Genomic DNA, 24,394 nt, shown 5'->3' on the forward strand with positions numbered 1-24,394 from the left:
GACACAAGCAAAACGGCGCCTACCCAAAGGTGGGTAGGCGCCGTCGAGCAAGCTACTTGGCTTCGTCGGCCTTCTTCGTCCGCTTGCCGTAGCGAGCCTCGAAGCGCGCGACCCGGCCACCGGTGTCCAGAATCTTCTGCTTGCCGGTGTAGAACGGGTGGCAGTTCGAGCAGACCTCGACGTGGATGTCGCCCGACGTCTTGGTGCTACGGGTGGAGAAGGTGTAGCCGCAGCCACAGGTCACATTGGTGACCACGTACTCGGGGTGAATACCGCTCTTCATGGTGTCCTCTCTCGTTGGCCGCCGGGTCCCCACTTTCCACGGGGTGAACCGGAGCCGGACTTCAGCGGGTCATTCTGCCAGACGCGCTGGCCACGACTGGAACGCGGGCCACCCCGCCGGTATTCCGTACAACCTCCGGCGGCCCCGCATGTACGGTTTTTGTACTCCCCGCCGAGAGTCTGGCGTTGTTCGAAAATCACCGACAACGCACAGGAAGAAGGCGGTCGACGTGGCCCTCACCACTCACAACCTGCTTTCCCGCTTCGTCAAGCCCGCCGCGGTGGCCGCGCTCGCCGTCTCGGCACTCGCCATCGCCCCGATCGCGGGCGCCGCGCCCCAGGGCGCCGAGATCACCGCGGCCGACATCAACCCGGCCGCGGGCACCTTCACCACCGACGCCGAGGTCACCGTGCAGGGCGCCGCCGACGGCACCCCCGCAGGCGCGATCCAGTGGTACAAGAACCACCTGGGCAGCACCGCCTGGCAGGGCCTCTGCGAGAAGGCCGCCGAGAACGCCTACGGCACCACCGGCGTCTGGGCCTCGGCGAACGCGCACTGGAACGGCGCCAGCCCGAAGCACACCACCGGCACCCCGCCCGCGGGCTCGTTCGTCTACTGGAACATCAGCGCGTACGGCCACGTGGGCATCGCCGACGGCAGCGGCGGCATCTACGCCACCAGCATCGGCGGCAAGATCGGCCACGCCTCGAGCGTGAACTACTTCAACAACTACCGCGGCTGGACCCCGGCGGCCCGCCCGCACCAGTGACCCACCGGTGAAACCCCGAAAGTGGCTTTCGTCAGATAAGATATGACGAAAGCCACTTTCGGGGTTTCGCCAGATCCGGAAAAGGCCCCGCCCGGAAATTCCGGGCGGGGCCTTTCCAGCGATTCTGAAAACTCAGTCTTCGTCGTTCGAACCGAGAGCGGTCTTCGAGACCTGCATGAGGAACTCGATGTTCGTCTTGGTCTTGCGCAGCCGCGAGATCAGCAGGTCGATGGCCTGCTGCGAGTCCAGCGCGTGCAGCACCCGGTGCAGCTTGTGGGTGACGGCCAGCTCGTCCGGCGAGAGGAGCAGGTCTTCCTTGCGGGTACCGGACGGGTTGACGTCCACCGCGGGGAACACGCGCCGCTCGGCGATCTTGCGGTCGAGCTTGAGCTCCGCGTTACCGGTGCCCTTGAACTCCTCGAAGATGACCGTGTCACCGGTGGAGCCGGTCTCGACCATCGCGGTGGCGAAGATCGTGAGCGAGCCGCCGTTCTCGATGTTGCGCGCCGCGCCGAGGAAACGCTTCGGCGGGAAGAGCGCGGTCGAGTCGACACCACCGGACAGGATCCGGCCGGACGCCGGGGCCGCCAGGTTGTAGGCGCGGCCGAGACGGGTGATCGAGTCGAGCAGGACGACCACGTCGAGGCCCATCTCGACCAGGCGCTTGGCCCGCTCGATGGACAACTCGGCGACCGAGGTGTGGTCTGACGGCGGGCGGTCGAAGGTGGAGGCGATGACCTCGCCCTTCACCGACCGCTGCATGTCGGTGACCTCTTCCGGACGCTCGTCGACCAGGACGACCATCAGGTGGCACTCGGGGTTGTTCGTCGCGATGGCGTTCGCGATGTCCTGCATGATCGTGGTCTTACCGGCCTTCGGCGGCGACACGATCAGCGCGCGCTGTCCCTTGCCGACCGGCATCACCAGGTCGATGACGCGGGTGGTGAGCTTGTGCGACTCGGTCTCGAGGCGCAGGCGCTCGTTCGGGTACAGCGGGGTCAGCTTGGTGAAGTCGGGGCGGTTCTTCGCCTCGGACGACTCCAGGCCGTTGATCGAGTCGACGCGCACCAGCGGGTTGAACTTCTGCCGCTGCTGCTCGCCGTCACGCGGCTGGCGGACGACGCCGGTGATGGCGTCACCGCGGCGCAGGCCGTACTTGCGGACCAGCGAGAGCGAGACGTAGACGTCGTTCGGCCCGGCCAGGTAGCCCGAGGTGCGGACGAACGCGTAGTTGTCCAGCACGTCCAGGATGCCCGCGACGGGCAGCAGGACGTCGTCCTCGCGGATCTCGGTGTCGGGCGAGCCGCCCTCGACCCGGCCGCCACCGGCGCCGCGGCGACGGCGGTCGCGGAAGCGACGGCCCCTGCGGTCGCCGTCCTCGTCGTCGTCACCGGGGCGGTTGCCGCCCTGCTGGCCACGCTCGGACTGGTTCTGGTTGCGGTTGCCGCGGTTGTCCTGCTGGTCGCGGTTGCGGCCGTCGCGGTTGCCCTGGCGGTCGTTGCGGTCGCCACGGTCGTTCCGCTCGGCGCGGTCGCCGCGGTCGTTCCGCTCGTTGCGGTCGTTACGGCGCTGCTGCTGCTCGCCGGAGCCGGAGCCCTGCTGCTCGCCGCCACGCTGCTGGTCACCGCGCTGCTGCTGGTCACGCTGCTGGCCGCCGTCCGGGCTGCCCTGCGCGCGGTTGGAGCCGCGGCGGCGACGGCTGCGGCCGCCTTCCTCGGGAGCCTGCTGCTGCTGGCCTTCGGCCTGCGGCGCGCTCTCCTGCTGGGGAGCGGGCTCCTGAACCGGGGCCGGAGCCTCGGCGACCGGCGCCTTCGCGGGCTTTTCGGCCTTCTCGACCGGCTTCTCGGCCTTCGCCACCGCGGCCGCCTTCGGGGCCTTCGCGGCGGGCTTGCCTACGTCGATCCCCTCCAGGGGCAGCGTTTCGCCGTCGGCGGTGCCGCGGCGCTTGGACTTGCCCTGGCGCTCACGGATGGCCGCGATCAGGTCTCCCTTGCGCATGCCCGTGGTTTCGCTCAGGCCCAGCTCACCGGCGAGCTGACGCAGCTCGGCGATGACCATGCCGGAAAGTCCCCCGGTGCGGCGTTTCGGGGCCGCGCTGCCATTGGCAGCAGCCGCTGTTTCCACGTCGCCGCTCAAAAGATCGGTGTTGCTCACACATGTCCTTCCTGACCGATCCACGCCTCCAGTGGATCAGCGGACTGCCGTTCGCTCTGTGATTGCGAAACGACATTCATATTTCCCCAACGAACAGGGACCCGATGCAGGCGATCGCAGCCTAGACGTGCGCGTCGCGGCGAAAGCGCCACCAGCACGGGGGTTTACGTGCCTCCAAATGGAGCACGCGAGATTCGTCACCGACCCCAGGAGCAGCACGGAATCGAACCCGGGTGCGGAAACGCACGGTGATCGAACGCCCCCGAGGGTAGACCGCCCCCGGGCCGGGTGCAACAACCACCCCCCGCGTGGCGTGCGAGGTTACTGAGCCGCAACCTGCACACCGCGCGTGTCCACCGGGAGTTCGGTGACGTCGAAACCTTCAACACCGATCGTACGCGGCGTTATTCCGTCCAGGGTGAGCGCCAGCACGGTCGGGCCGGCGCCGGAGATCGACGCGGCGACCCCGGAAGCCCGCAGCTCACGGACCAGCCGGGCGCTCTCCGGGTACGCCGAGGAGCGGTAATCCTGATGCAGCCGGTCTTCCGAGCCGGGCAGCAGCAGCTCCGTCCGCTCGGTGAGCGCGAGCACCGCCAGCGCGGCCCGCCCGAGGTTGAAAGCGGCGTCCACGTGCGGCACATGCCCAGGTAGGAGGCCACGCGTGGCCTCCGTGGACGAGCGGACCGCGGGCACCGCCAGCAGCGGCCTGATCGACGGATGCGCCGTCAACCTCTCGGCGTGGAAACGTTTACCTTCCGTCCACGCGAGCACGAGACCGCCGTACAGGCTGGCGGCCACATTGTCGGCGTGCCCCTCGAATTCCGCCGCGAGTTGAAGCGCGTCGTCGTTCAGTGGAACCTCGGCGATCGCGTACGCGGCGGCGATCCCGGTGACCACCGCGGCGGCCGACGACCCGAGACCGCGGGCGTGCGGGATCGCGTTGCGGCACACCAGGCGCAGGCCCGGCGTTTTCACCCCGAGGTGCTCGCAGGTTCGCCTGATCGCGCGCACGACCAGGTGCGATTCGTCGCGCGGGACGTCCTCGACACCGCCGGCGCCCGCGTCGATCACGTCGATGTCGAGTCCGCTCTCGGTGACCTCGACCTCAACGACGTCGTACAAGCCCAGGGCCAGCCCGAACGCGTCGAAGCCGGGGCCCAGGTTGGCGCTCGAGGCCGGGACGGTCACCCGAAAGCTCATGACCTTGCCCCAATGCGTCCTTCGGTCCGTGGCAGCTGCCGAATGCGTCCTTCGGTCCCTGCCAGCACCCCAATGCGTCCTTCGGTCCCTGCCAGCACCCCAATGCGTCCTTCGGTCCCTCGCACGGACCGAAAGACGCATTGGGACAAAAACGAGGGGGTCATCGCAGGTCCAGGGCGGCGGCGACGGCTCCGGGGTCGACGGCGAGGGGTTCGACCTCGACGTTGCCTTCCAGCGCGGTGGCGGGGTCCTTGAGGCCGTGGCCGGTGACCGTGCAGACCACCGTGGAGCCCGAGGGGATCCGGCCGTCGGCGGCCGTGCGCAGCAGGCCTGCGACGCTGGTGGCCGAGGCTGGCTCGACGAAGACGCCCTCCTTGCGTGCCAGCAACCGGTACGCCTCAAGGATCTTGTCGTCGGTGACGGCGTCGAACAGGCCGTCGGACTCGTCGCGGGCCTTGACCGCGGCGGTCCACGAGGCCGGGCTGCCGATGCGGATCGCGGTGGCGATCGTGTCGGGTTCGGTGACCGGTTCACCAAGTACGAGCGGCGCCGCGCCGGCGGCCTGGAAACCGAACATGCGCGGCGTGTTCTTCACCACACCGTCGTTCGCGTATTCGCGGTATCCGGCCCAGTAAGCCGTGATATTGCCCGCGTTGCCGACGGGCAGGCAGTGGAACTCCGGCGCTTCGCCGAGCACGTCGCAGATCTCGAACGCGGCGGTCTTCTGGCCCGCGATGCGGACCGGGTTGACGGAGTTGACGAGGGTGACCGGGTAGTCGGCGGCGGTCTTGCGCGCGAGCTCCAGGCAGTCGTCGAAGTTGCCGTCGACCTGGAGGATCCTGGCGCCGTGCAAGACCGCCTGGGCTAGCTTGCCCATCGCGATCTTGCCCTGGGGCACCAGCACCGCGCAGGTGAGCCCGGCGCGCGCGGCGTACGCGGCGGCCGAGGCCGAGGTGTTGCCGGTGGACGCGCAGATGACCGCCTGCAGGCCGCTCGCGAGCGCGTGCGTGATCGCCACGGTCATCCCGCGGTCCTTGAACGAGCCGGTCGGGTTCGCGCCCTCGACCTTGAGGTACACCGAGCAGCCGGTCAGCCCGGACAGGTGCGGCGCGGGCAGCAGCGGCGTGTTGCCCTCCCCCAGCGTGACGACCTTCGCGCCGTCGGGGATCGGGATCCGCGAGGAGTACGCCTCGATGATTCCTGGCCAAGCTTGCGTCGTCACTGGTCTTCGCCTTCCACACGCATCACGCTGACCACCTCGTGCACGACGTCGAGTTTGGCGATCTGGTCCACAGTGGACTTGAGCGCCGCGTCGGTCGCCAGGTGGGTGATCACGACCAGGCTGGCCGAGTCCTTGGAATCGCTCTGCCGCACCGCGGCGATGCTCACGCCGTGGTCGGCGAACACCTGCGCCACCTGCGCGAGCACGCCCGCGACGTCGGCGACGTAGAGGCTCAGGTGGTACCGCGTCGGCGTCTGGCCCATCGGCCGCACCGGCAGCGCGGCGTGCGCCGACTCACGCGGGCCACGCCCGCCGAGCACCAGGTTCCTGGCCACCGCGACGAGATCGCCGAGCACGGCGCTCGCGGTCGGCGCGCCACCGGCGCCCTGGCCGTAGAACATCAGCTCGCCTGCCGCGTCGGCTTCGACGTAGACGGCGTTGAAGGCGCCGTTGACGCCGGAAAGCTGATGCGACAACGGGATCATCACCGGGTGCACGCGCACCGCGACCGACTCGACACCGTCGTCGTCGGTCACCCGCTCGCAGATGCAGAGCAGCTTGACCGTCCGGCCGAGCGCCCGCGCCGCCGCGATGTCGGACGCGGTGACGTCCGCGATGCCCTCGCGGTGCACGTCCGCGGCCGTGACGCGGGTGTGGAAGGCAAGGGAGGCAAGGATCGCGGCCTTCGAAGCGGCGTCGTAGCCGTCGACGTCCGCGGTCGGGTCGGCCTCGGCGTACCCGAGCCTGCTGGCCTCGTCGAGTGTCTCGGCGTAGCCGGCGCCCGTGGCGTCCATCGCCGAGAGGATGAAGTTCGTGGTGCCGTTGACGATGCCCATCACCCGGGTGATGCGGTCACCGGCGAGCGACTCGCGCAGCGGCCGCAGCAACGGGATCGCGCCGGCGACGGCGGCCTCGAAGTACAGGTCCACACCGGACGCGTCGGCGGCCTCGAACAGCTCGGCCGAGTGGTCGGCGAGCAGCGCTTTGTTCGCCGTGACAACGGATTTACCGGCCTTGAGCGCGTCGATCAGCCAGCCGCGCACCGGCTCGATGCCGCCGACCAGCTCGACGACCACGTCGACGTCCTCGCGCGTGACGAGCCCGGTGACGTCGGCCGTGAGCAGTTCCTGCGGCAGCTCGGGGTGCTTGTCGGGGCGCCGCACGGCGATACCGGCGATCTCGAGGCGCGCGCCCGCGCGCGCGGCGAGCTCGGCGGCCTGCTCGGTGAGCAGGCGGGCGACCTCACCGCCGACCGTCCCGCAGCCGAGCAGGGCGACTCTCACTGTGTCCTTTGTGGACAAGACCTACACCTCCAGGCGCAGCATGTCGTCTGTGGTCTCACGCCGCAGCAGCAGCCGGGCGCTGCCGTTGCGGACGGCGACCACGGCTGGGCGCGGCTGCCGGTTGTAGTTGCTCGCCATCGAGTAGCAATAGGCGCCGGTGGCCGCGACCGCCAGCAGGTCGCCGGGAGCCAGCGTGTCGGGCAACCAGCAGTCTCGTACGACGATGTCGCCGGATTCACAGTGTTTTCCCACCACTCGGGAAAGCGCCGCGACCGCGGGCGTCGTGCCGCCGTCGTCGCTCGACCGCGAGACGAGACGGCAGTCGTAGACGGCGTCGTAGAGCGAGGTGCGGATGTTGTCGCTCATGCCGCCGTCGACGCTGACGTACCGGCGCGCCTTGTGGTCGCCGAGCGTGACGTCCTTGGTGGTGCCGACCTCGTACAGCGTGATCGTGCCGGGACCGGCGATCGCGCGGCCCGGCTCACCGGCGATCTTCGGCACCGGAAGCCCGGCGTAGGAGCATTCCTTGCGGACGATCTCCCTGATCTGGGTGATCATCTGCGCCGGCGGCGGCGGGTTGTCCTTTTCGGTGTACGCGATACCGAAACCACCGCCGAGGTCCACAATGGACATCTGCTCGAGCAGCGCGTCGCCGTGCTCCTTGGCGAGCTCGGCGAGCAGGCCGACCACGCGGCGCGCGGCCACCTCGAAGCCGTCGGCGTCGAAGATCTGCGAGCCGATGTGGCTGTGCAGGCCGATGAGCTTGAGCGAAGGCGCGTTGAGCGTGCGGCGCACGGCCTCGGCCGCGTCACCGGAAGCCAGCGAGAAGCCGAACTTCTGGTCCTCGTGCGCGGTCGCGATGAACTCGTGGGTGTGCGCCTCGACGCCGACCGTCACGCGGATGAGCACCGGCTGGACGACCTCGCGCTTGGCGGCGACCTCGGCCAGCCTGGCGATCTCGTAGTACGAGTCGAGCACGATGGTGCCGACGCCCGCGTCGACCGCCATCTCCAGCTCTTCGATCGACTTGTTGTTGCCGTGCAACGTGATCCGCTCCGGCGGGAACTCCGCGCGCTGCGCGACCGAGAGCTCGCCGCCGCTGCAGACGTCCAGGCTCAGCCCCTGCGCGGCGACCCAGCGGGCGATCTCCACCGACAGGAACGCCTTGGACGCGTAGTGCACGAGCGACGGGTCGTCGAAGGCCTCGGCGTACTCGGCGCAGCGCGACTTGAAGTCGGCCTCGTCGACGACGAACAGCGGCGTGCCGTAGGTCTCGGCGAGCTCGCGGACATCGACGCCGGCGATCCGCACAACGCCGTCGGGCGCGCGATAAGTGTTGCGGGGCCAGACTTTCGGGTACAGGTGGTCGAGTTCGGCGGCGCTGGTCGGCGGGAACCCGGACGCGTCGGCGTGCGGGTAGACGTCGGCGTGACGCGGGCCTGCGGGGTGGGCCATTTCTTGTTACATCCGTTCCGGGGCGGAGACACCGAGCAGGGAAAGACCGTTGGCGAGCACCTGTCGGGCGGCTTCGCACAGCGCGAGCCTGGCGAAGGTCAGAGGGGTCGCCTCTTCGTCGCCCATCGGCAGCACGCGCGCTTCGGCATAGAACTTGTGGTAGGCGGCGGCGAGGTTCTCGAGGTAGCGCGCGACGCGGTGCGGTTCACGCAGTTCCGCGGACTTGCGCACGATCGTCGGGTACTCGCCGATCGTGCGGATCAGCTCGCCCTCGCGCTGGTGGGTGAGCAGGCCGAAGTCGGCGTCGGCGCCGAACTTGAGGCCGAGGTCGGCGGCGTTGCGCTGCAGCGACGAAAGGCGCGCGTGCGCGTACTGCACGTAGTAGACCGGATTGTCGTTGGTGTGCTTGCGAAGCAGGTCGAGGTCGACGTCCAGCGCCGAGTCCACCGAGTAGCGGATCAGCTCGTAGCGCGCGGCGTCCACGCCGACCGCGCCGACGAGGTCCTCCATCGTGATGACCGTGCCCGCGCGCTTGCTCATCCGGACCGGCTTGCCCTCGCTGACCAGGTTCACCATCTGCCCGATGAGCACCTCGACGACGCTCGGGTCGTCGCCGAACGCGGCCGCGGCGGCCTTGAGGCGCGCGATGTAGCCGTGGTGGTCCGCGCCGAGCATGTAGATGCACAGGTCGAAGCCGCGGCTGCGCTTGTCGTGGAAGTAGGCGATGTCGCCCGCGATGTAGGCGGGGTTGCCGTCGCCCTTGATGACGACGCGGTCCTTGTCGTCGCCGTAGTCGGACGAGCGCAGCCACCAGGCGCCGTCCTCCTGGTAGAGCTTGCCGTTGTCCTTGAGCTCGGCGACGAGCCTGGCGACCTCGCCGTTCTCGTGCAGCGAGTTCTCGTGGAAGTAGACGTCGAAGTCGGTGCCGAAGTCGTGCAGGCTCTGCTTGATCTCGGCGAACATCAGGTCGATGCCGATCCGGCGGAACGTCTCCTGGCTCTCGGCTTCGGGCAGCGAGAGCGCGCTGGGCTCCTGGCGGATGACCTCGGCGGCGATATCGGAGATGTAGCCGCCCGCGTAGCCGTCCTCGGGGGCGGGCTCGCCCTTGGCAGCGGCGATGAGCGAGCGGGCGAACCGGTCGATCTGCGCGCCGTGATCGTTGAAGTAGTACTCGCGGGTCACCGCGGCGCCCTGCGCGCTCAGCATGCGGCCGAGCGCGTCGCCGACGGCGGCCCAGCGGGTGCCGCCGAGGTGGATCGGGCCGGTCGGGTTGGCCGAGACGAACTCGAGGTTGATCTTGACGCCGTCGAGCGCGTCGCCGAGGCCGTAGCCGTCACCGGCGGAAAGGACCTGGCTGATGACCTCGCCCTGTGCGTCGGCGGCGAGGCGGAGGTTCAGGAAGCCGGGGCCCGCGACGTCGGCCGCGTCGATGCCGTCGGCGTCGGCCAGCACCTTGGCCAGCTCGACCGCGAAGTCACGCGGATTCATCCCGGCCTTCTTGCCGACCTGCATCGCGAGGTTCGTCGCGTAGTCTCCGTGCTCCGGGTTGCGCGGGCGCTCGATCGTCACCTGCTCCGGCAGGATGGCATCGTCGATGCCACGTGCGGCGAGAACCTGCACGGCGGAACTGCGGACCAGGTCGGCGAGAGCTGCGGGAGTCACCTGCGGAATTCTATGGGTGTGGGTTGACCGGCCAAGACAAGGGTGGAGGCGGACCGGGTGCGGGTGATTCCGATCATCATCGGGGCGACGTTGCTGGTGACCGGGTGTTCGACCGCGATAGCGGGGAAGGCGCTGCCCGACCCGGCCGCGGACTTCGCGCCGAGCGCGGCGGACCGGGATCCGTCCAAGCGGATACCGGGCGTGGTGACGGAGAAGGCCGAGGGCTTGCACATCCTCCCCGGTCAGCGGGTCGCCTACGACCACCTCCCCCCGTTCGGCGGCAAGCACGACCCGGTCTGGGCGGCGTGCAACGGCGCCGTCTACACGAAGGCGGTGCGCACGGAGCACATGGTCCACTCGCTGGAGCACGGCGCGGTCTGGATCGCCTACAACCCCGACCAGGTCTCCGGCGACGCGCTCGAGGCGCTGAAAGCCCGCGTCGACGGCAAGCCGTACATGCTGCTCTCGCCGTACCCCGGACTGGACAAGCCGATCTCGCTGCAGTCGTGGGAGCACCAGCTGAAGGTCGACACCGCGGACGACCCGCGCATCGGCCAGTTCATCGTCGCGCTGCGGACCAACCCGAACACGTATTTCGAGGTCGGCGCCCCGTGCGACAGCCCGCAGTTCGACGTCGACAACCCGCCGCCGTTCGACCCTTCGCCACCGGGAGCGGACGCCGTACCGCCGAAGTGATATGGGGCTTCTTCACAGGCACCTCGCAAGCCGTGCCTAAACTGGCCTGCGGCAGACACTGACCTGAAGAGAACGCGGGAGCCATGGCTAACGGGGCAACTAAGAAGAACACGCCTAAGAAGAATGTGGTTAAGGCGACCCGCAGTTCCGTCGTGTCCAAGAAGGGCGCACCGTGGGGCACCATCATCGCGGTGATCGGCGTGATCGCGCTGGCAGGCGCGGTGCTCGGCTACTACCTGGTGCAGTCCGCGCCCAAGCGTGACCAGAAGGCGCGTGAGGAGGCCGCGGCGGCGTTCGCGCCCACCAAGGACAACCCCGACCCCTCCGGCAAGATCGAGGGCGTCATCAAGAAGGACTACAAGGGCACCGTCCACGTGCTGCCGACCGAGCGCGTCGCCTATGACCAGACGCCCGCCTTCGGTGGCCCGCACGACCAGTCGTGGGCGGCCTGCACCGGCGTCGTCTACCCGAAGGCCGTGCGCACCGAGAACATGGTCCACGGGCTCGAGCACGGCGCGATCTGGATCGCCTACAACCCCGACCAGGTCTCCGGCGACGCGCTCAAGGCCCTGGAAGTCCGCGTGCAGGGCAAGCCGTTCACCATGCTTTCGCCGTATCCCGGCCTCGACAAGCCGATCTCGCTGCAGTCCTGGGGCCACCAGCTGAAGCTCGACAAGAGCGACGACCCGCGCATCGACCAGTTCGTCGCGGCACTGCGCAGCAACCCGAACGTCTACCCCGAGGTCGGCGCGACCTGCGACAACCCGCAGTTCGACATCGACAACCCGCCGCCGTTCGACCCGTCGAAGCCCGGCCCCGACGCCAAGCCGATGGACTACGCGGGCACGCAGGGCGCCCAGGGTGAGAACGGCCAGCCGCCGGCACCGTCGACGCCAGCCGCCCCGTCTTCGTCCGCACCGGCTGGTCAGTGACCTCGCTGGAGGAGCACACCGAGGAGTCATCACCCGAGCGGCCCGCGTGGTCCCGGGTGGTGATCATCGGCGGCGCGCTGCTGGCGGTCCTGCTGGTCGGCGTCAGCATCGGGGTGTTCCTGTCCAACGTGCTCGGCGGCCCGACCAGCTCGACCCCCGACGCGGGTTCGGTCGAGGTCGGCTTCGCGCAGGACATGTCGGTGCACCACCTGCAGGCGGTCACCATGGCCAACTGGGCCCGCGACAACTCGGCGGACGGCGCGGTCAAGCAGCTCGCGTTCGACATCGAGACCTCGCAGACCGAGCAGGTCGGCCGTATGAAGGGCTGGCTCATGCTCTGGGACAAGCCCGAGCAGGCGACCGGCGCGTACATGACCTGGATGACCGAGCCGATGGCCGGGCACCAGCACGGCGCCCCGGTCTCGGCCGGTGACGCGGTGATGCCGGGCATGGCGACTTCGGCCGAGCTGGCTCGCCTGCGTTCTCTGAAGGGCCAGGAGATGGACGTCTACTTCCTGCAGCTGATGCTCCGGCACCACCAGGGCGGCACCTCCATGGCCCAGTACGCCAAGGACCACTCGAAGAACAACGCGGTCCAGCTGCTCACGTCGAGCATCCTCAAGGCCCAGGGCTCCGAAATGACCCTGATGACCCAGATGCTGGCGGCCAAGGGGGCCCAGCCTCTGCCCGCCTCCTAGCCCCCCGGCTTAAAAAATCCCAATGTGGCTTTCGTCAGTTTGCAGCTGACGAAAGCCACATTGGCGTGCTCAAAGCTGACCAATGCCACATTGGGATTTTTTTAGCCGGGTCACCAGGGGAGTTGCTCGCAGCGCTTGGCGCAGTGGGGCGCCTCGACCTGCAGGGTCGCGTGCTCGATCGAGTAGCGCGACGACAGCAGGTTCTGCGCGGCCGTGAGGACCGTCGACTGCTCGGCCTCGGTGTTGACCGTCAGGTGCGCCGACGCGACCTCCATGCCCGAGGTCAGCGTCCAGACGTGCAGGTCGTGGACGTCGGCGACACCGGGCAGCGCGGCGAGTTCGGCGCTGATCTCGCCGACGTCGACGCCCTGGGGCGCGTGCTGGAACAGGATCCGCAGCGCGCGCCTGGCGAGCGCGTAGGTGCGGGGCAGCACGAACAGGCCGATCGCGACACCGATGATCGGGTCCGCGTAGCGCCAGCCGGTGAGCAGCGTGAGCGCGCCGCTGATCAGCACGCCGACCGAGCCGATCAGGTCGGCGAGCACTTCGAGGTACGCGCCGCGGACGTTGATGCTCTCCTCGGCGCCCGAGCGCAGCAGCGCGAACGAGACCAGGTTGGCGATGAGACCCGCGGTCGCCGCGAGCAGCACCGGCAGGCCGGGCACCTCGGGCGGGTCGCTGATCCGGCCGATGGCCTCGAACAGCACGTAGCCCGCGACGCCGAACAGCAGGATCGCGTTGCCGAGCGCGGCCAGCACCTCGGCGCGGTAGAGGCCGAACGTGCGGCTGAACGTGGCCTTGGAGCGGCGCGCGACCATGATCGCGGCGAGCGCCATGCCGACGCCGAGCACGTCGGTGAACATGTGCGCGGCGTCGGAGATCAACGCCAGCGACGAGGTCGCGAAGCCGACCACGAACTCGAGGACCATGAACGTGGCGCCCACGAACAGCGAGATCGTCAACGCCCTCAGGTGACGGCTCGACGCGCTCTCCCCCACCGCGATCGTCTGACCATGACCGTGCCCGTGTCCCATTGCGCGCCTTCCTGTGCTCACCTCGCCCGACCGAATATATAGTCACATGCGCATATGTGCAATGCAGGTGAGCCTAACTACTCCGGAAAGGTAACGCGGAACACGCAGAGCCCGTTATCCCCCAACCGAGCTTTCTCAAACTGCGGAAGGTGATCAGCGGGCAGCCCACTCCTCGCGGGTGATCGCGTACTCGACTTCACCGTGTTCCGTGCCCGGAATCGGGTCAGGCCAGTCAAGATGAAATGTTTTCACAAATCGCAGCCCACACTTCTCCATCACGCGCCGCGAGCCGATGTTGACCGCCATCGTCTGCGCGTAGACGCGGCGCACACCGAACTCGGTGAATCCCTTGTCGATCAGGGCGCGCGACCCCTCGCTGCCGTACCCCTTGCCCCAGGCGGACTTGCGCAGCCGATAGCCGAGTTCGACGTCATCCGGCGCGTCGGAGGCCTGCGGGCAGAAGTGGAACCAGCCGAGGAACTCCCCGGTCGCCTTCTCGATCACGGCCCAGAATCCATAGCCGTCGAAACGGTCGTAATAGCTCAGAAAAGCAGGCAGAAAGTCATCTCGGATGTCTTCGAACGACGTCGGCTTGCCACCGGTGAGGTAACGCATGACGTCCGGGTCGCCGTCGAGCCCGACCAGGTTGTCGACGTCGCCGGCGGTGAACCGGCGCAGCGTGAGCCGCTCCGTCTCCAGGAAGATGTGCATCCGGGCCCCCTAATCGATCATGCGCTCCAGCAGGTCGCGCAGCTTCACGCGATCGTCGGGCGTCAGCGCGGCCAACGGCTCCGCGGCGAAACTCAGCGACCGCCTGAAGTTCCCGGCGAGCTCACGGCCCGTCTCGGTGGCGACGATGTTCTTGATGCGGCGGTCCCGCGTGTCCGCGTGCCGCTCGACGAGACCGCGCGCTTCCAACCGGTCGATGATGCCTGTCACGTTCGACCGTTCGGAACCGAGTTTTTCGGCGATGCGATGCATGGGCATCGGCTCGACGAGCGCGGCGAGCACCTTCGCCTGCACGGTCGTGAGGTCCTGCGCACCGGCGGCGGACTCGTAGTCCTTGGTGAACCGCTCCACGATGCGCCCCAGCAGCGCGATCACCTCGCCGGTGACCTTGTCCTCCGTCATACCGAAGAGTGTAGGTCATTAGTTGACTCCATGAACCATCCATGGTTATAGTCTTTTTGTTCACTCCATGAACCATCATCGACATGAAGGACTTCTCATGACCCGCGTCGCACTGATCACCGGCACCTCCTCGGGCATCGGCCTCGCCACGGCCGTCCAGGCCGCGAAGGCCGGCTACCGCACGGTCGCCACCCTCCGCGACCTCTCCCGCGCCGGGAAACTCCGCGCCGCGGCGGCCGAAGCGGGCGTCGAACTCGACATCCGCGCGCTCGACGTCACCGAAGACCCGTCCGCCGTCATCGCCTCGATCCTCGCCGACCACGGCCGCATCGACGTGCTCGTCAACAACGCGGGCGCGGGCCACGTCGGCACGGTCGAGCAGGACAGCATCGAGAACTTCCGCAAGACGATGGAGGTCAACTTCTTCGGCGTCGTCCAGCTGACCAAGCTCGTCATGCCCGCGCTGCGCGCCACCGGCGGCCGCGTGCTCACGGTCACCAGCGTCGGCGGCATCGTCGGCCAGCCCTTCAACGAGGCCTACTGCGCCGCGAAGTTCGCCGTCGAAGGCATGATGGAGAGCCTCGCCCCGCTCGCCGCCGGCCAGGGCGTCACGGTCAGCGTGATCGAGCCGGGCGCGGTCGCCACGGAGTTCGTGAACAACGTCGGCCTCGACATCGACACCGCCGTCGAGGCCGCCGGTCCGTACGGCGACCAGTTCCGCAACTACGTCTCGCGGACCATGGCGTCCTTCTCGGCGGCCCAGACTCCCGACGAGGTCGCCGAGGTGATCCTCAAGGCGATGACCGACGAGTCGCCCGCGTTCCGTATCCAGACCTCGCAGTGGGCCAAGGACTTCACCGGCCTCAAGTTGACCGATCTGGATGGTTCCGCCGTCCAGAAGCTCACCGGCGCTTGGGTCGCCTGACCCTTTCGGCCATGCTCGACGGGTGCGCTTCGACCTGCCGCCGCCCTACCCGCCCCGCCGCAGCCCCGACGTCGCGCGCGCCCGCGCCCGATCGGCGGCCTGGGCACGCGGGACCGGTATCCCCGAGCCTGACGTCTGGGACGAGCAGGATCTGCCCGACTTCGACTTCGCGTCGTTCGCCGCGCTCGTCCACCCGGACGCCCGCGGCGCCGGCCTCGAACTGGTGACCTGCTGGTACCTCTGGTCCTGGTACCTCGACGACCTGGTCATGGAACGCTTCAAGCGCACCCGCGACCTCGCCGGCGCCCGCGCGTACCTCTCGCGCCTACCGGCTCTGCTGCGCGAAAACCCGCCCACACCAACGAATCCGGTCGAGCGCGGCCTGGCGGACCTCTGGTCCCGCACCACCGCGAAGCGCGACCCGGCCTGGCGCACCCGAATGGCCGCGCTCGTGCCGAATCTCTTCGAAGACGCGCTTTGGGAGATCGCGAACCTCGTCCAAGGCCGCCCTCCGGAACCGGTCGACTACCTCCAGATGCGCCGCCTGTCGGGCGGAGCGGGCTGGGCGGCGCAGCTCGTCGAGCACCTGCTGAACGTCGAACTGCCACCCGCCCTGCTGGCGTCCAGCGTGCTCACCCGTCTCCACGACGCTTTCGCTGACGTGATCGATCTCCACAACGACCTCGTCTCCTATCGCCGCGAGACCGAGTACGAACACGAGCTGAACAACAATGTCGTTGTCACGCAAACGTTTCTGGGCACCGGCCTACCAGAGGCGACAGTTCGCACCCAGCAGCTTCTCGACGCCCGGCTCGCGCTTTTCGAGCACCTCGCCGAGAGCGAGATCCCGGCGTTCCTGACCGACGCCGGGATCTCCGCGACGACGACCCTGCGCTACCTGAACGGCCTGCGCGACTGGCTCGCGGGCGACTACCAATGGCACCTGGAGACCGCCCGCTACCGCCCCGCGTCGTGGGAACGCAAACGGGTGACGCCGGGCACGCCCAGCGGACTGGGCACGGCGGCGACCAGGATCAGAACGCCTGGTCACAGCCCCATCGGCAGGCCGGCGGCAGGTTAGGGAAACCGCCGTGCGACCCGAAGGGGCCATACGCTAGGCTTCTCTCAAGTCGCACGGCGATATGTCGCACGGCGGCCCAGCCCTCGTAGCTCAGGGGATAGAGCACTGCCCTCCGGAGGCAGGTGTCGCAGGTTCGAATCCTGCCGAGGGCACATAACACAGACAGGCGGCTGGCGCTCGAAGACACCTTCAAGGTGTGAGCATCAGCCGCCTGTCTGTTTCCGCACTCCGGCGCGGGAAAGCGCTCCTGCCTGATACCGCCGGACGAAACCGTTTTCCGTGCTAGGTTTTTTCCCGGACGAACCGCCATCCCCAGGGTCAGTGGGAGAGGAACGGACATGACCGGCGTGACCCGTGCGGGCACGATCGCAGGCACCGCGCTGCTTCTGCTCGCCGCCGCGTGTGGCAGCCCGGCCGCTCCACCGCCCTCGCGCGTCCCGTCGACGCCGCCGGTGAGCACCGCGCCCACCAGCACCGCACCAGCGGTCGACCTTTCGACGTTGCGCCGTGCGGAGATCCCGGCGGACGTCAAGAACGACCTCAGCGGCCTGCCGCCCAAGCCCGCGGACTCGGCGCCCGTGCGCGACAAGCTCGCCTGGGAGGCGCTGGACAAGGTGACCCGGTTCGCCCAGCGGGTCGACCCCGGGGCGAAAGCGTCGTGCCCCGCCTTCAACGCCCGTTCCACCACCACGGCGACCTGCACGGTGACGTACCTCGGCGAGAACTACGACTACGTCCTGCGCAACATCGAGTTCGTCGGCTCCGGGATCACCGACGGCCGCACCGAACGAGGCTCCATCTCGTACAAGGCCGAGCTGCCCGCCGGGCCGATCGTCCGCGACGAGCTGGAGAAGACTCTCCGGTACCAGGCCAAAACCGAGTACGTGGCCTGCGATATGCCCGAACACCAACGGTTCGAGCTCGCCCCCGGTCTGCGGACGCGTTCCTCTGGCGCCGGGCCGATCTACAAGACAGCCATCTCCTGCCGCTACCTCGACCCCGGTTCGAACACCGTCAGCACCCGCGCGGCGGAGCTGAACGACTGGGGCTCGCTCGCCTGGCCCCAGCCCCAATGACCCGGCGGAAATCGGCATCGCACGGTCTGGTCGGAGCTCGCGTTCGGCGCATACGCGATCTTGCCGACGTTACTTCATGGACTTCGCCGGATCCCCGCTCGTAATCTTTACGCAAAAGGTAAATCGAATTTTCGATTCCTTTTCGCCGTATGACGGAGGAAAGCGATGGCAGCCAGGATATCGACCAGCTCACGTACCGCCCGGCGCGCTTTGATAGCGCTTACATTGGTCGGCGCCATCGGCGCGTCGACGGTGGGTTCGTCGTCGGCGCAGGTGAACGTTCAAGCGGGCGCACAGGGTTCCGACGGCTGGCGAGGGATCACCCGTAAAAGCGTCGAGATCGACCTCGGAGGCGGCTGGGTTTCGAAGGGTGAATTGTCGTTGCCGTCATCGGCGCGCAAGAAGGTTCCGCTGGTGGTGCTGCTGCACGGCTCCGGGCACCAGGACATGAACGAAACGCTCCCCGGTGTCGAGGTCTTCGTTCCCATCGCCCAGACCGCGAACCGGGAAGGTTTCGCCGTGCTGCGCTTCAACAAGCGCGGGGTGACCGGGCTGGGCCCGACGCTGACCGACGACCAGTCGCAGCTGAATCCCCCGCACATCTACGAGCAGGTTCTCGCCGACGCCGCCACGGCCATCAGGTTCGCGGCGGCCCGGCCCGAAGTGGACCCGACGCGCATCTACCTGCTCGGGCACAGCGAAGGGACCCAGACCGCCGCCAACCTGTCCGCCGACCCGAGCGCCGCGAACATCCCCAAGCCGGCTGGCGTCATCGGCATGGGCGTGGTCGGCTCCGACATCCGGACGCTGCTCACCTACCAGCTGTTCGGGAAGTACTTGGCGCAGCTTCACCAGGAGTTCGACCTCGACGGTGACGGATCGTTGACCCGCACCGAGATCTCGAACGGCCTGCACGGCCAGCCCGCCGACCTCGTGGCCTATTACCGCGAAGTCCTGCTCGCCGGCGACGAGATCAACCCCGGTACCGACACCGACCACGACGGCACGTTGTCCATCGACACCGAGGTCAGCCGGGTGGTGCGCATCAAGAGCCGCATCGACGACTACCCCGATGTCGAAGGCTTGTCCGAGTGGAACCAGCGCTGGGCCGTCGACTTCGGCCGGTTCCCCAACGTCACGCAGGATCTCCCCAAGTTCGACGGCCCGACCCTGCTGCTGAACGGCGAGAACGACGTCCAGTCCCCCGCTCGGGCGGCCCACGCGGCCGAAGCCGCACTCGAAAAGGCCGGACATCGTGATCACGAGCTCATCACCTACCCCGGAGTCGGGCACTACATGAACATCGCGTCCAAGTTCACCGGTGGACCGGGACCGCTGGCCCCGATCGTGCTCAAGGACATCGGCCGGTGGCTGGGCGCGCACCGCTAGTGCGGGTGGATGAGCCTGCTTTCGTAGGCGAAGATCACGGCCTGGATCCGGTCGCGGAGTTCGAGCTTGTGCAGTATCCGCCCCAGATGCGACTTCACGGTCGCCTCGGCGAGATGCAGCGTGGCCGCGATCTCGGCGTTGGACAGGCCGGAGCCGACCTGGACGAGCACCTCGCGCTCGCGGGCGCTGAGCCTGCCCAGCCGCTCGTCGCGGGCAGCGGCGGCGCGGTCGGGGATGTGCGGGCGGAACTTCTCCAGCAGGCGGTGGGTGATGCGCGGGGAGACGACCGCGTTGCCGTCGGCCACCGTGCGGATCGCGGTGAGCAGCTCCTCCGGCCTGGTGTTCTTCAGCAAAAAGCCCGAGGCTCCGGCTTTCAACCCGGCGAAGGCGTACTCGTCCAGATCGAAGGTGGTCAGGATCAGCACCCTGGTCTGCGGGCAGGTTCGCACGATCTCCCGGGTCGCCTCGATACCGTCGGTGCCCGGCATCCGGACGTCCATGAGAACGACATCGGGGCGAAGCTCGGCGGCCAACGCAAGGGCTTCGGCGCCGTCGGATGCCTCGCCGACCGGCGTCAGGTCCGGTTGGGCGTCCAGGAGCATGCTGAAAGCCATGCGCAGCAAGGCTTCGTCGTCGGCGATGAGGACGCGGATCGTCATGCGGACGCCACAACGAGGCGGGTGTGGACTTCCCAGCCGCCACCGGGCAGCGGTCCGGCGCGCAGTGTGCCGCCGTAGACGGCCGCGCGCTCGCGCATGCCGGTGATGCCGTGGCCGGACGAAGGAGCGGCGACCGGTGGGCCTGTGTCCGTCACGTGCACCGTGACCGCCTCGGGCGAGCAGCCGATCCGGACGCTCGCGTGGGTGCCGCTGGGTGTGTGCTTGAGGGTGTTGGTCAAGGCTTCCTGCACCAGGCGGTAGACGGTGAGTTGCGCGGTGGCGGGTATCGGCGTGTGGTCGCCGTCGATGTCGAGCCCGGTTGGCAAGCCGGCGGCGCACGTCTGGGCCACGAGGGTGTCCAGTTGGGCGATGCCGGGCAGTGGGTGGCGTGCCGCGTCGGGTTCGTCGGTGCGGAGGACGCCGAGTGAGCGGCGCATGTCGGTCAGCGCCTGCCTGCCGGTCTCGGAGATCTGGAGCATCGCGGCTTTGGCCTTGTCGGGCGGGGCGTAGACGGCGGCGTCGGTGAGGGCGACCATGACCGACAGGTTGTGGGTGACGATGTCGTGCATCTCCCTGGTGATCCGCGTCCGTTCCTCCGCGACGGCGCGTTCCCGCGCGGCTTCGAGGTAGGCGTGGGTGGTCTGGACGTTGATCCCGAGGACGGTCGCGGCGACGACCATCGCGGTGAGCGCGGCGAACGGGGTCAGGAACGCGCCGCCGGTGGCCCAGCGCAGGCAGGCCAGCACGGCCCCGATCTCGACCACGACAGCGGCGAGGAGGGTGACGCGCCTGGCCGAAGTCGTGGCGACCGTGTAGAGCGCCACCAGGAGGGCGATGTCCGCGGGCAGCTGGATGTCGACCAGCCACTGGACGCAGGCCGCGGCCACGACGACGCCGAACACCGTGAGCGGGGCCCGGCGCCGCCACACCAGCGGCACCGCGAGCGCGGCGGTGAGGACGAAGGCCGTGGGTGTCCACATGGTCAAGACGTGGAGCAGGAGCAGCGCGGGCAGCAGCGAGTCCCACGCCGTCGGCGGCAGCCGGGACGCCCAGCGCCGCTTGGTCATCACACGGCGATGCTAGGGCGTGTGGCCGCCGGGCGCATGAGCCCGCGGTCTGATCGCGGCGAGCGGGATTGCGACCGCGGTCGTAGCGCCGATACCTCCCATGGTCGCAATCCGGCCGCTGCCGCGGGGTGTTCGATTGCCACCGCGATCGCACTGGGAACGGGACCGGCGAGCGATGTGGCCGGGTGGGCTCGACGGCGAACATGGCCTGGTGACCGAGATCATCACCGGACTGAATCTGTCCACAGTGGAACTGCTGACCGTGCTCGCCGCCTTCGCGCTGGTGGTGGCGCGCTGGCTTCCCGCCGTCGCCCGCCCCCGCGTCACCGTCGCGGCGGGGGCGGTGTTCCTGGCGTCCGCGATCGCGCTGTGCGCGACCGGGATCCGCTGGCAGCTGCTGCCCGTGCTGGCAGGAGCCGTCGTCGTGGCGCCGTTCGCGTTCTTCTCGCTGGTGCGAGGTGGACGGGCTCGGTGGTGGCTGGCGTTGCCTGGGTCGGTGGCCTGCGTCGGGCTGATCGCCGCCGGTCCCGTGGCCACGTGGGCGTTTCCCGTCCCTGCCTTTCCCGAGCTCACCGGGGACTTCGCGGTCGGCACCCGGGTGCTGCAGTGGACCGACCCGGAACGGCCCGAGACCTTCACCGCCGTTCCGGACGACCGGCGGACGGTCGTCGCCCAGCTCTGGTATCCCGCGCTGAGCAGCCCAGACGCTCCGCGTGCCCAGTACCTCGGACGCACGGAGGACGAAGCACGCACGGTCTCTTCGGCGCTCGCCGCCGGGGTCGGCCTGCCGGGTTTCCTGCTCGACGGTGCCGTGTGCGCCCGTACCCACGCGGTTCCCGACGCCCCGGTGGCCGCCGCGGGAGGACGGTTCCCCGTCGTGCTGTTCTCGCCGGGCTCCAGCGGGGTGCGGAGCCAGAACACCGCTTGGGCGGAGGAACTCGCGAGCCACGGGTACGTGGTCGCCGCGCTCGACCATCCCTACGACTCGGCCGCGGTCGTGCTCGCCGACGGCCGGACGATCACCACCGCGACCGTGTCCAGCGGCGACCGGGACACCGACGACAAGCTGGGCGACGAGTGGACGGCGATCCGGGCCGCCGACCTCAGTTTCGTGTTGACACGGCTGGAAGGTCTTGAGCGTGGCGACCCGCTGGCCGGGCGTTTGGACACCGGCCGGGTCGCCGCGACCGGTCACTCGATGGGCGGCGCCGCGGCGCTGCAGGCGGCTAGGCTCGATCACCGGATCGACGCGGTCATCGATCTGGACGGCTACCCTCGCGGCCCCCTGTCACCTGCCCTCGATCAGCCGACACTCGCGCTCACCCAGGCCGTCACGCCGGACACCGATCCGCGCTACCTGCCCCAGCTCACCGAGGTGCTGACGCGTGGCACGGCGACGAACTACCGGCTCACCATTCCCGGCGCGGCGCACCTCACGTTCATGGACGGTCCCCTGTATCTGCCACCGGTGCCCTCTATCGTCGGCTCGCTGGGCCGTGAGGAGAGCCCCCACGTCGTTGCTGCTTCCACTCTCGTGTTCCTGGATTCCGTGCTGCGAAATGGATCCAGCGACTTGGCAAGCGCTTTGTCGGCCTATGGCGAGCTCAGCGTTTTTCGCCCCGGCAACGGACGCTGACAAGCTCAGCCGATCTCAGACCTTGTCGCCCAGATCCCCCTGTACAGCGGCGCTCTGACCGTAGAGCGACTGGCTGGCTGGATGTCAGTGCGGGAAGCCGCGTCCCGGCTCGAGGTCGCGCCTGATCACGTCTACGAACTCATCGCGGCAGGGCGACTGGCCGCGGCACAACCAGGACGTGAGCTGCTGGTGCGTTCCGACTCCGTATGGCACCGGGCTCATGTCATCCGGCCACAAGCCGGGCGCCCGTGGTCGCCGCGGATGGCGTGGGCGGTCATGTGGCTCATGTCCGGCCTGCGACCAAACTGGCTCTCGTCATCCGAACAGGTACGCGCACGGCGCTACATGCGGCGCCCGGCCGACCAATGGCCTCGCTTGCTGGCCGCGCGGGCTCAAAAACGCGAGGCACTACTGCTCCCCGCAGCGCTTAAGAAGCTGTCGAGCCGCAAGGCTGTTTGTGTTGGAGGCTTGGAAGCCGGAATCGCCCATGGCGCCCGCCTGGTTTCGGACGAGAACCATCGACGCGAGTTCTATATTTCACCAAATATCCTCGAAGAACTACGTGACGTTCGCGGTTTTCGATGGGATTCCGAAGCGCCCAATGTCACTTTCCGAGTCGTACCTGGGCAGCTCGGCCCAGTCGCCGACCAAGTCACGCTGCCGGACATCGCTCCGCCGGCCGTCGCGGCGGCGGACCTGCTGGAAACCGGCGACGAGCGGCTGACCCAAGCCGCTGAAGAACTCCTACAGCGAGCAGCTACCCTCCATCGGTGATCATTTCTCGCCGGCCCGACCTGTCCGTGATCGGCAGGGTCGAATTGCCGCGATGATCCGGCGAGTGCGCATCTCATGCGGGAAACACTGCGGCAGCGGAGACGCATGGGATCTCTGGTCTGGGGTCGTGAATGTTACCGACGGTTCCAACCCAATGCCGGGTAGTTAAGACTTGGCTTTGCGTTGTCACATCGACGCGTGGGCACGCGAAACCCGAGTTTGGGCCATCCACTGGCCCAAACTCGGGTTTCGCGACGGTCGGACCACTGTCAACGGCGCGAGCACCAGCCAGCCAGCGTCCGCACACTACCCAAGTCGCTGACCTTTGTCCTGAACTATCGTATTTGCCCGCTTTTCTGGTGGGGTTGGACGTAGTGAGCGGGGCGTATGCAACGTTGAACGTTGTGAACGCCCCGTTCACGGCTACGCTCGCGGCCCCCTGTCACCTGCCCTCGATCAGCCGACGCTCGCACTCACCCAGGCCATCACGCCGGACACCGATCCGCGCTACCTGCCCCAGCTCACCGAAGTGCTGACGCGCGCTGGGCCGGACGAGAGCCCGCGCATCGTCGCAGGCGCCACACTGGCGTTCCTGGGTTCCTTGCTGCGCAACGGATCTGCCGACTTGGCAAGCGCTTTGTCGACCTATGGCGAGCTCGGCATGTTTCGCCATGGCGGCGGTCGCTGACGGCAGCGCACCGGAAGAAGAGTCGGCACAAATTATTGCCGAAAGAACTTCCATTGCGCTACGCACAACTCCTGGTTAATCTTCGATCACGAGAAGGTAATCGCATGGCAAAGAAGCCTTGAGCACACTCGGCTCTGATTTCAGCCAGTTTCTACGGATAGGAATTCCATGCTTGATTTCGCGAAGGCTTTGAAGGCTTCAGCGGCGGTCGCGGCGGCCACCATCGCGATGACGGTCGCCGGAGCGGGAAGCGCGCAAGCCCTCACTCCTCCTCCGAATACCGTCGGCGACTACCGCATCGACGTCAAGATCGGCAACGGAAGCTACGTCGGCAGGCTGCTTTGGAAGTCCGACCAGGTTTCCTGGTCCCAGAGCTCCGGGCGAAACGCCCACCTCGTGGTGGAGATCAACGGCACGCAGTACCCGGCGAACAACCGGGTGGTCAAGACGCGAGCGACGAGTGTCAGGGCCAAGGTGTGCGACGACAACAGCAACTGCTCACCGTGGGAATGATATCCGGCTGAAACCAGTCGCGTGACCGGGCGGTCGCGGTAATGGGGTCGTGAGCGTTGCGGGCGGT

The 24,394-nt window shown here is 68.3% G+C and carries 23 protein-coding genes and 1 tRNA gene; 12 read left to right on the top strand and 12 right to left on the bottom strand.

What is annotated here, in order from left to right; all coding sequences use genetic code 11:
* Positions 1 to 52: 52 nt before the first annotated feature.
* Positions 53 to 283, bottom strand: a complete 231-nt coding sequence (gene rpmE / locus AB5J62_RS34745) for a 50S ribosomal protein L31 (RefSeq protein ID WP_370944233.1) — start codon at positions 281 to 283, stop codon at positions 53 to 55.
* 229 nt (positions 284 to 512) lie between these two features.
* Between rpmE and AB5J62_RS34750 the strand changes: the two genes are divergently transcribed.
* Positions 513 to 1,052, top strand: coding sequence for a CHAP domain-containing protein (locus tag AB5J62_RS34750; protein WP_370944234.1), 540 nt, complete (start codon positions 513 to 515; stop codon positions 1,050 to 1,052).
* Between the two features lie 132 nt (positions 1,053 to 1,184).
* Here AB5J62_RS34750 and rho read toward each other — a convergent pair whose 3' ends face one another.
* The 6 genes from rho to argS all read right to left on the bottom strand — a co-directional run bounded on the left by rho (position 1,185) and on the right by argS (position 10,028).
* A complete protein-coding gene (gene rho, locus AB5J62_RS34755; protein ID WP_370944235.1) occupies positions 1,185 to 3,206 on the bottom strand; it encodes a transcription termination factor Rho in 2,022 nt (673 codons plus the stop codon).
* A 321-nt stretch (positions 3,207 to 3,527) separates the two neighbouring features.
* Positions 3,528 to 4,406 (bottom strand): homoserine kinase, encoded by an 879-nt coding sequence (gene thrB / locus AB5J62_RS34760; RefSeq protein WP_370944236.1) that lies wholly within the window; start codon positions 4,404 to 4,406, stop codon positions 3,528 to 3,530.
* Between the two features lie 160 nt (positions 4,407 to 4,566).
* Positions 4,567 to 5,628: a threonine synthase gene (gene thrC / locus AB5J62_RS34765; RefSeq protein ID WP_370944237.1), complete on the bottom strand. Its 1,062-nt coding sequence runs from the start codon at positions 5,626 to 5,628 to the stop codon at positions 4,567 to 4,569.
* Positions 5,625 to 6,929 carry a homoserine dehydrogenase gene (locus tag AB5J62_RS34770; RefSeq protein ID WP_370944238.1) on the bottom strand — a complete coding sequence of 435 codons (1,305 nt, stop codon included), beginning with the start codon at positions 6,927 to 6,929 and terminating at the stop codon, positions 5,625 to 5,627. The genes thrC and AB5J62_RS34770 overlap by 4 nt, the downstream gene beginning before the upstream one ends.
* 3 nt (positions 6,930 to 6,932) lie before the next feature.
* The gene (gene lysA / locus AB5J62_RS34775) at positions 6,933 to 8,366 is read right to left on the bottom strand and encodes a diaminopimelate decarboxylase (protein WP_370944239.1); all 1,434 of its coding nucleotides are present in this window, start codon (positions 8,364 to 8,366) and stop codon (positions 6,933 to 6,935) included.
* Positions 8,367 to 8,372: 6 nt separating this feature from the next.
* Positions 8,373 to 10,028 (bottom strand): arginine--tRNA ligase, encoded by a 1,656-nt coding sequence (gene argS / locus AB5J62_RS34780; RefSeq protein ID WP_370944240.1) that lies wholly within the window; start codon positions 10,026 to 10,028, stop codon positions 8,373 to 8,375.
* Positions 10,029 to 10,118: 90 nt separating this feature from the next.
* Between argS and AB5J62_RS34785 the strand changes: the two genes are divergently transcribed.
* The 3 genes from AB5J62_RS34785 to AB5J62_RS34795 all read left to right on the top strand — a co-directional run bounded on the left by AB5J62_RS34785 (position 10,119) and on the right by AB5J62_RS34795 (position 12,354).
* Positions 10,119 to 10,724 carry a DUF3105 domain-containing protein gene (locus tag AB5J62_RS34785; protein WP_370950414.1) on the top strand — a complete coding sequence of 202 codons (606 nt, stop codon included), beginning with the start codon at positions 10,119 to 10,121 and terminating at the stop codon, positions 10,722 to 10,724.
* An 83-nt stretch (positions 10,725 to 10,807) separates the two neighbouring features.
* Positions 10,808 to 11,656 carry a DUF3105 domain-containing protein gene (locus tag AB5J62_RS34790; RefSeq protein WP_370944241.1) on the top strand — a complete coding sequence of 283 codons (849 nt, stop codon included), beginning with the start codon at positions 10,808 to 10,810 and terminating at the stop codon, positions 11,654 to 11,656.
* 5 nt (positions 11,657 to 11,661) lie between these two features.
* Positions 11,662 to 12,354, top strand: a complete 693-nt coding sequence (locus AB5J62_RS34795; protein WP_370950415.1) for a DUF305 domain-containing protein — start codon at positions 11,662 to 11,664, stop codon at positions 12,352 to 12,354.
* 110 nt (positions 12,355 to 12,464) lie between these two features.
* Here AB5J62_RS34795 and AB5J62_RS34800 read toward each other — a convergent pair whose 3' ends face one another.
* From AB5J62_RS34800 to AB5J62_RS34810, 3 genes are all read right to left on the bottom strand, one after another.
* A complete protein-coding gene (locus AB5J62_RS34800) occupies positions 12,465 to 13,388 on the bottom strand; it encodes a cation diffusion facilitator family transporter (protein ID WP_370944242.1) in 924 nt (307 codons plus the stop codon).
* A gap of 153 nt (positions 13,389 to 13,541) precedes the next feature.
* The gene (locus tag AB5J62_RS34805; RefSeq protein WP_370944243.1) at positions 13,542 to 14,099 is read right to left on the bottom strand and encodes a GNAT family N-acetyltransferase; all 558 of its coding nucleotides are present in this window, start codon (positions 14,097 to 14,099) and stop codon (positions 13,542 to 13,544) included.
* Between the two features lie 9 nt (positions 14,100 to 14,108).
* Positions 14,109 to 14,519 (bottom strand): MarR family winged helix-turn-helix transcriptional regulator, encoded by a 411-nt coding sequence (locus AB5J62_RS34810; RefSeq protein WP_370944244.1) that lies wholly within the window; start codon positions 14,517 to 14,519, stop codon positions 14,109 to 14,111.
* 97 nt (positions 14,520 to 14,616) lie between these two features.
* On the opposite strand from AB5J62_RS34810, the gene AB5J62_RS34815 reads away from it, so the two are divergent.
* The 5 genes from AB5J62_RS34815 (at position 14,617) to AB5J62_RS34835 (ending at position 18,990) form a co-directional block, all read left to right on the top strand.
* Positions 14,617 to 15,444 carry an SDR family oxidoreductase gene (locus tag AB5J62_RS34815; RefSeq protein WP_370944245.1) on the top strand — a complete coding sequence of 276 codons (828 nt, stop codon included), beginning with the start codon at positions 14,617 to 14,619 and terminating at the stop codon, positions 15,442 to 15,444.
* 22 nt (positions 15,445 to 15,466) lie between these two features.
* Complete coding sequence (locus tag AB5J62_RS34820; protein ID WP_370944246.1) at positions 15,467 to 16,525, top strand: hypothetical protein; 1,059 nt, start codon at positions 15,467 to 15,469, stop codon at positions 16,523 to 16,525.
* A gap of 79 nt (positions 16,526 to 16,604) precedes the next feature.
* Positions 16,605 to 16,677 (top strand) — tRNA-Arg (locus AB5J62_RS34825).
* 186 nt (positions 16,678 to 16,863) lie between these two features.
* A complete protein-coding gene (locus tag AB5J62_RS34830) occupies positions 16,864 to 17,601 on the top strand; it encodes a hypothetical protein (protein ID WP_370944247.1) in 738 nt (245 codons plus the stop codon).
* Between the two features lie 165 nt (positions 17,602 to 17,766).
* Positions 17,767 to 18,990, top strand: a complete 1,224-nt coding sequence (locus AB5J62_RS34835; RefSeq protein ID WP_370944248.1) for an alpha/beta hydrolase family protein — start codon at positions 17,767 to 17,769, stop codon at positions 18,988 to 18,990.
* Here the strand turns inward: AB5J62_RS34835 and AB5J62_RS34840 are convergent.
* A complete protein-coding gene (locus AB5J62_RS34840; RefSeq protein WP_370944249.1) occupies positions 18,987 to 19,649 on the bottom strand; it encodes a response regulator in 663 nt (220 codons plus the stop codon). The genes AB5J62_RS34835 and AB5J62_RS34840 overlap by 4 nt on opposite strands.
* Positions 19,646 to 20,716, bottom strand: coding sequence for a sensor histidine kinase (locus tag AB5J62_RS34845; protein ID WP_370950416.1), 1,071 nt, complete (start codon positions 20,714 to 20,716; stop codon positions 19,646 to 19,648). Before AB5J62_RS34845 ends, AB5J62_RS34840 begins: the two co-directional genes overlap by 4 nt.
* A 211-nt stretch (positions 20,717 to 20,927) precedes the next feature.
* Between AB5J62_RS34845 and AB5J62_RS34850 the strand changes: the two genes are divergently transcribed.
* The 3 genes from AB5J62_RS34850 to AB5J62_RS34860 all read left to right on the top strand — a co-directional run bounded on the left by AB5J62_RS34850 (position 20,928) and on the right by AB5J62_RS34860 (position 24,327).
* Complete coding sequence (locus AB5J62_RS34850) at positions 20,928 to 22,352, top strand: alpha/beta hydrolase family protein (RefSeq protein ID WP_370944250.1); 1,425 nt, start codon at positions 20,928 to 20,930, stop codon at positions 22,350 to 22,352.
* An 81-nt stretch (positions 22,353 to 22,433) separates the two neighbouring features.
* Complete coding sequence (locus AB5J62_RS34855) at positions 22,434 to 23,126, top strand: excisionase family DNA-binding protein (protein WP_370944251.1); 693 nt, start codon at positions 22,434 to 22,436, stop codon at positions 23,124 to 23,126.
* Between the two features lie 856 nt (positions 23,127 to 23,982).
* Positions 23,983 to 24,327, top strand: coding sequence for a hypothetical protein (locus AB5J62_RS34860; protein WP_370944252.1), 345 nt, complete (start codon positions 23,983 to 23,985; stop codon positions 24,325 to 24,327).
* The last annotated feature ends 67 nt before the right edge of the window (positions 24,328 to 24,394 follow it).

The organism is Amycolatopsis sp. cg5 (assembly GCF_041346955.1).
GTDB lineage: Bacteria > Actinomycetota > Actinomycetes > Mycobacteriales > Pseudonocardiaceae > Amycolatopsis.

Bases quoted from the DNA above. Each gene is read 5' to 3' on its own strand.
- rpmE (WP_370944233.1), bottom strand. From the start codon at position 283: ATGAAGAGCGGTATTCACCCCGAGTACGTGGTCACCAATGTGACCTGT.
- thrB (WP_370944236.1), bottom strand. From the start codon at position 4,406: ATGAGCTTTCGGGTGACCGTCCCGGCCTCGAGCGCCAACCTGGGCCCC.
- lysA (WP_370944239.1), bottom strand. From the start codon at position 8,366: ATGGCCCACCCCGCAGGCCCGCGTCACGCCGACGTCTACCCGCACGCC.
- AB5J62_RS34790 (WP_370944241.1), top strand. From the start codon at position 10,808: ATGGCTAACGGGGCAACTAAGAAGAACACGCCTAAGAAGAATGTGGTT.
- AB5J62_RS34800 (WP_370944242.1), bottom strand. From the start codon at position 13,388: ATGGGACACGGGCACGGTCATGGTCAGACGATCGCGGTGGGGGAGAGC.
- AB5J62_RS34805 (WP_370944243.1), bottom strand. From the start codon at position 14,099: ATGCACATCTTCCTGGAGACGGAGCGGCTCACGCTGCGCCGGTTCACC.
- AB5J62_RS34810 (WP_370944244.1), bottom strand. From the start codon at position 14,519: ATGACGGAGGACAAGGTCACCGGCGAGGTGATCGCGCTGCTGGGGCGC.
- AB5J62_RS34815 (WP_370944245.1), top strand. From the start codon at position 14,617: ATGACCCGCGTCGCACTGATCACCGGCACCTCCTCGGGCATCGGCCTC.
- AB5J62_RS34830 (WP_370944247.1), top strand. From the start codon at position 16,864: ATGACCGGCGTGACCCGTGCGGGCACGATCGCAGGCACCGCGCTGCTT.
- AB5J62_RS34835 (WP_370944248.1), top strand. From the start codon at position 17,767: ATGGCAGCCAGGATATCGACCAGCTCACGTACCGCCCGGCGCGCTTTG.
- AB5J62_RS34840 (WP_370944249.1), bottom strand. From the start codon at position 19,649: ATGACGATCCGCGTCCTCATCGCCGACGACGAAGCCTTGCTGCGCATG.
- AB5J62_RS34845 (WP_370950416.1), bottom strand. From the start codon at position 20,716: ATGACCAAGCGGCGCTGGGCGTCCCGGCTGCCGCCGACGGCGTGGGAC.
- AB5J62_RS34855 (WP_370944251.1), top strand. From the start codon at position 22,434: ATGTCAGTGCGGGAAGCCGCGTCCCGGCTCGAGGTCGCGCCTGATCAC.
- AB5J62_RS34860 (WP_370944252.1), top strand. From the start codon at position 23,983: ATGCTTGATTTCGCGAAGGCTTTGAAGGCTTCAGCGGCGGTCGCGGCG.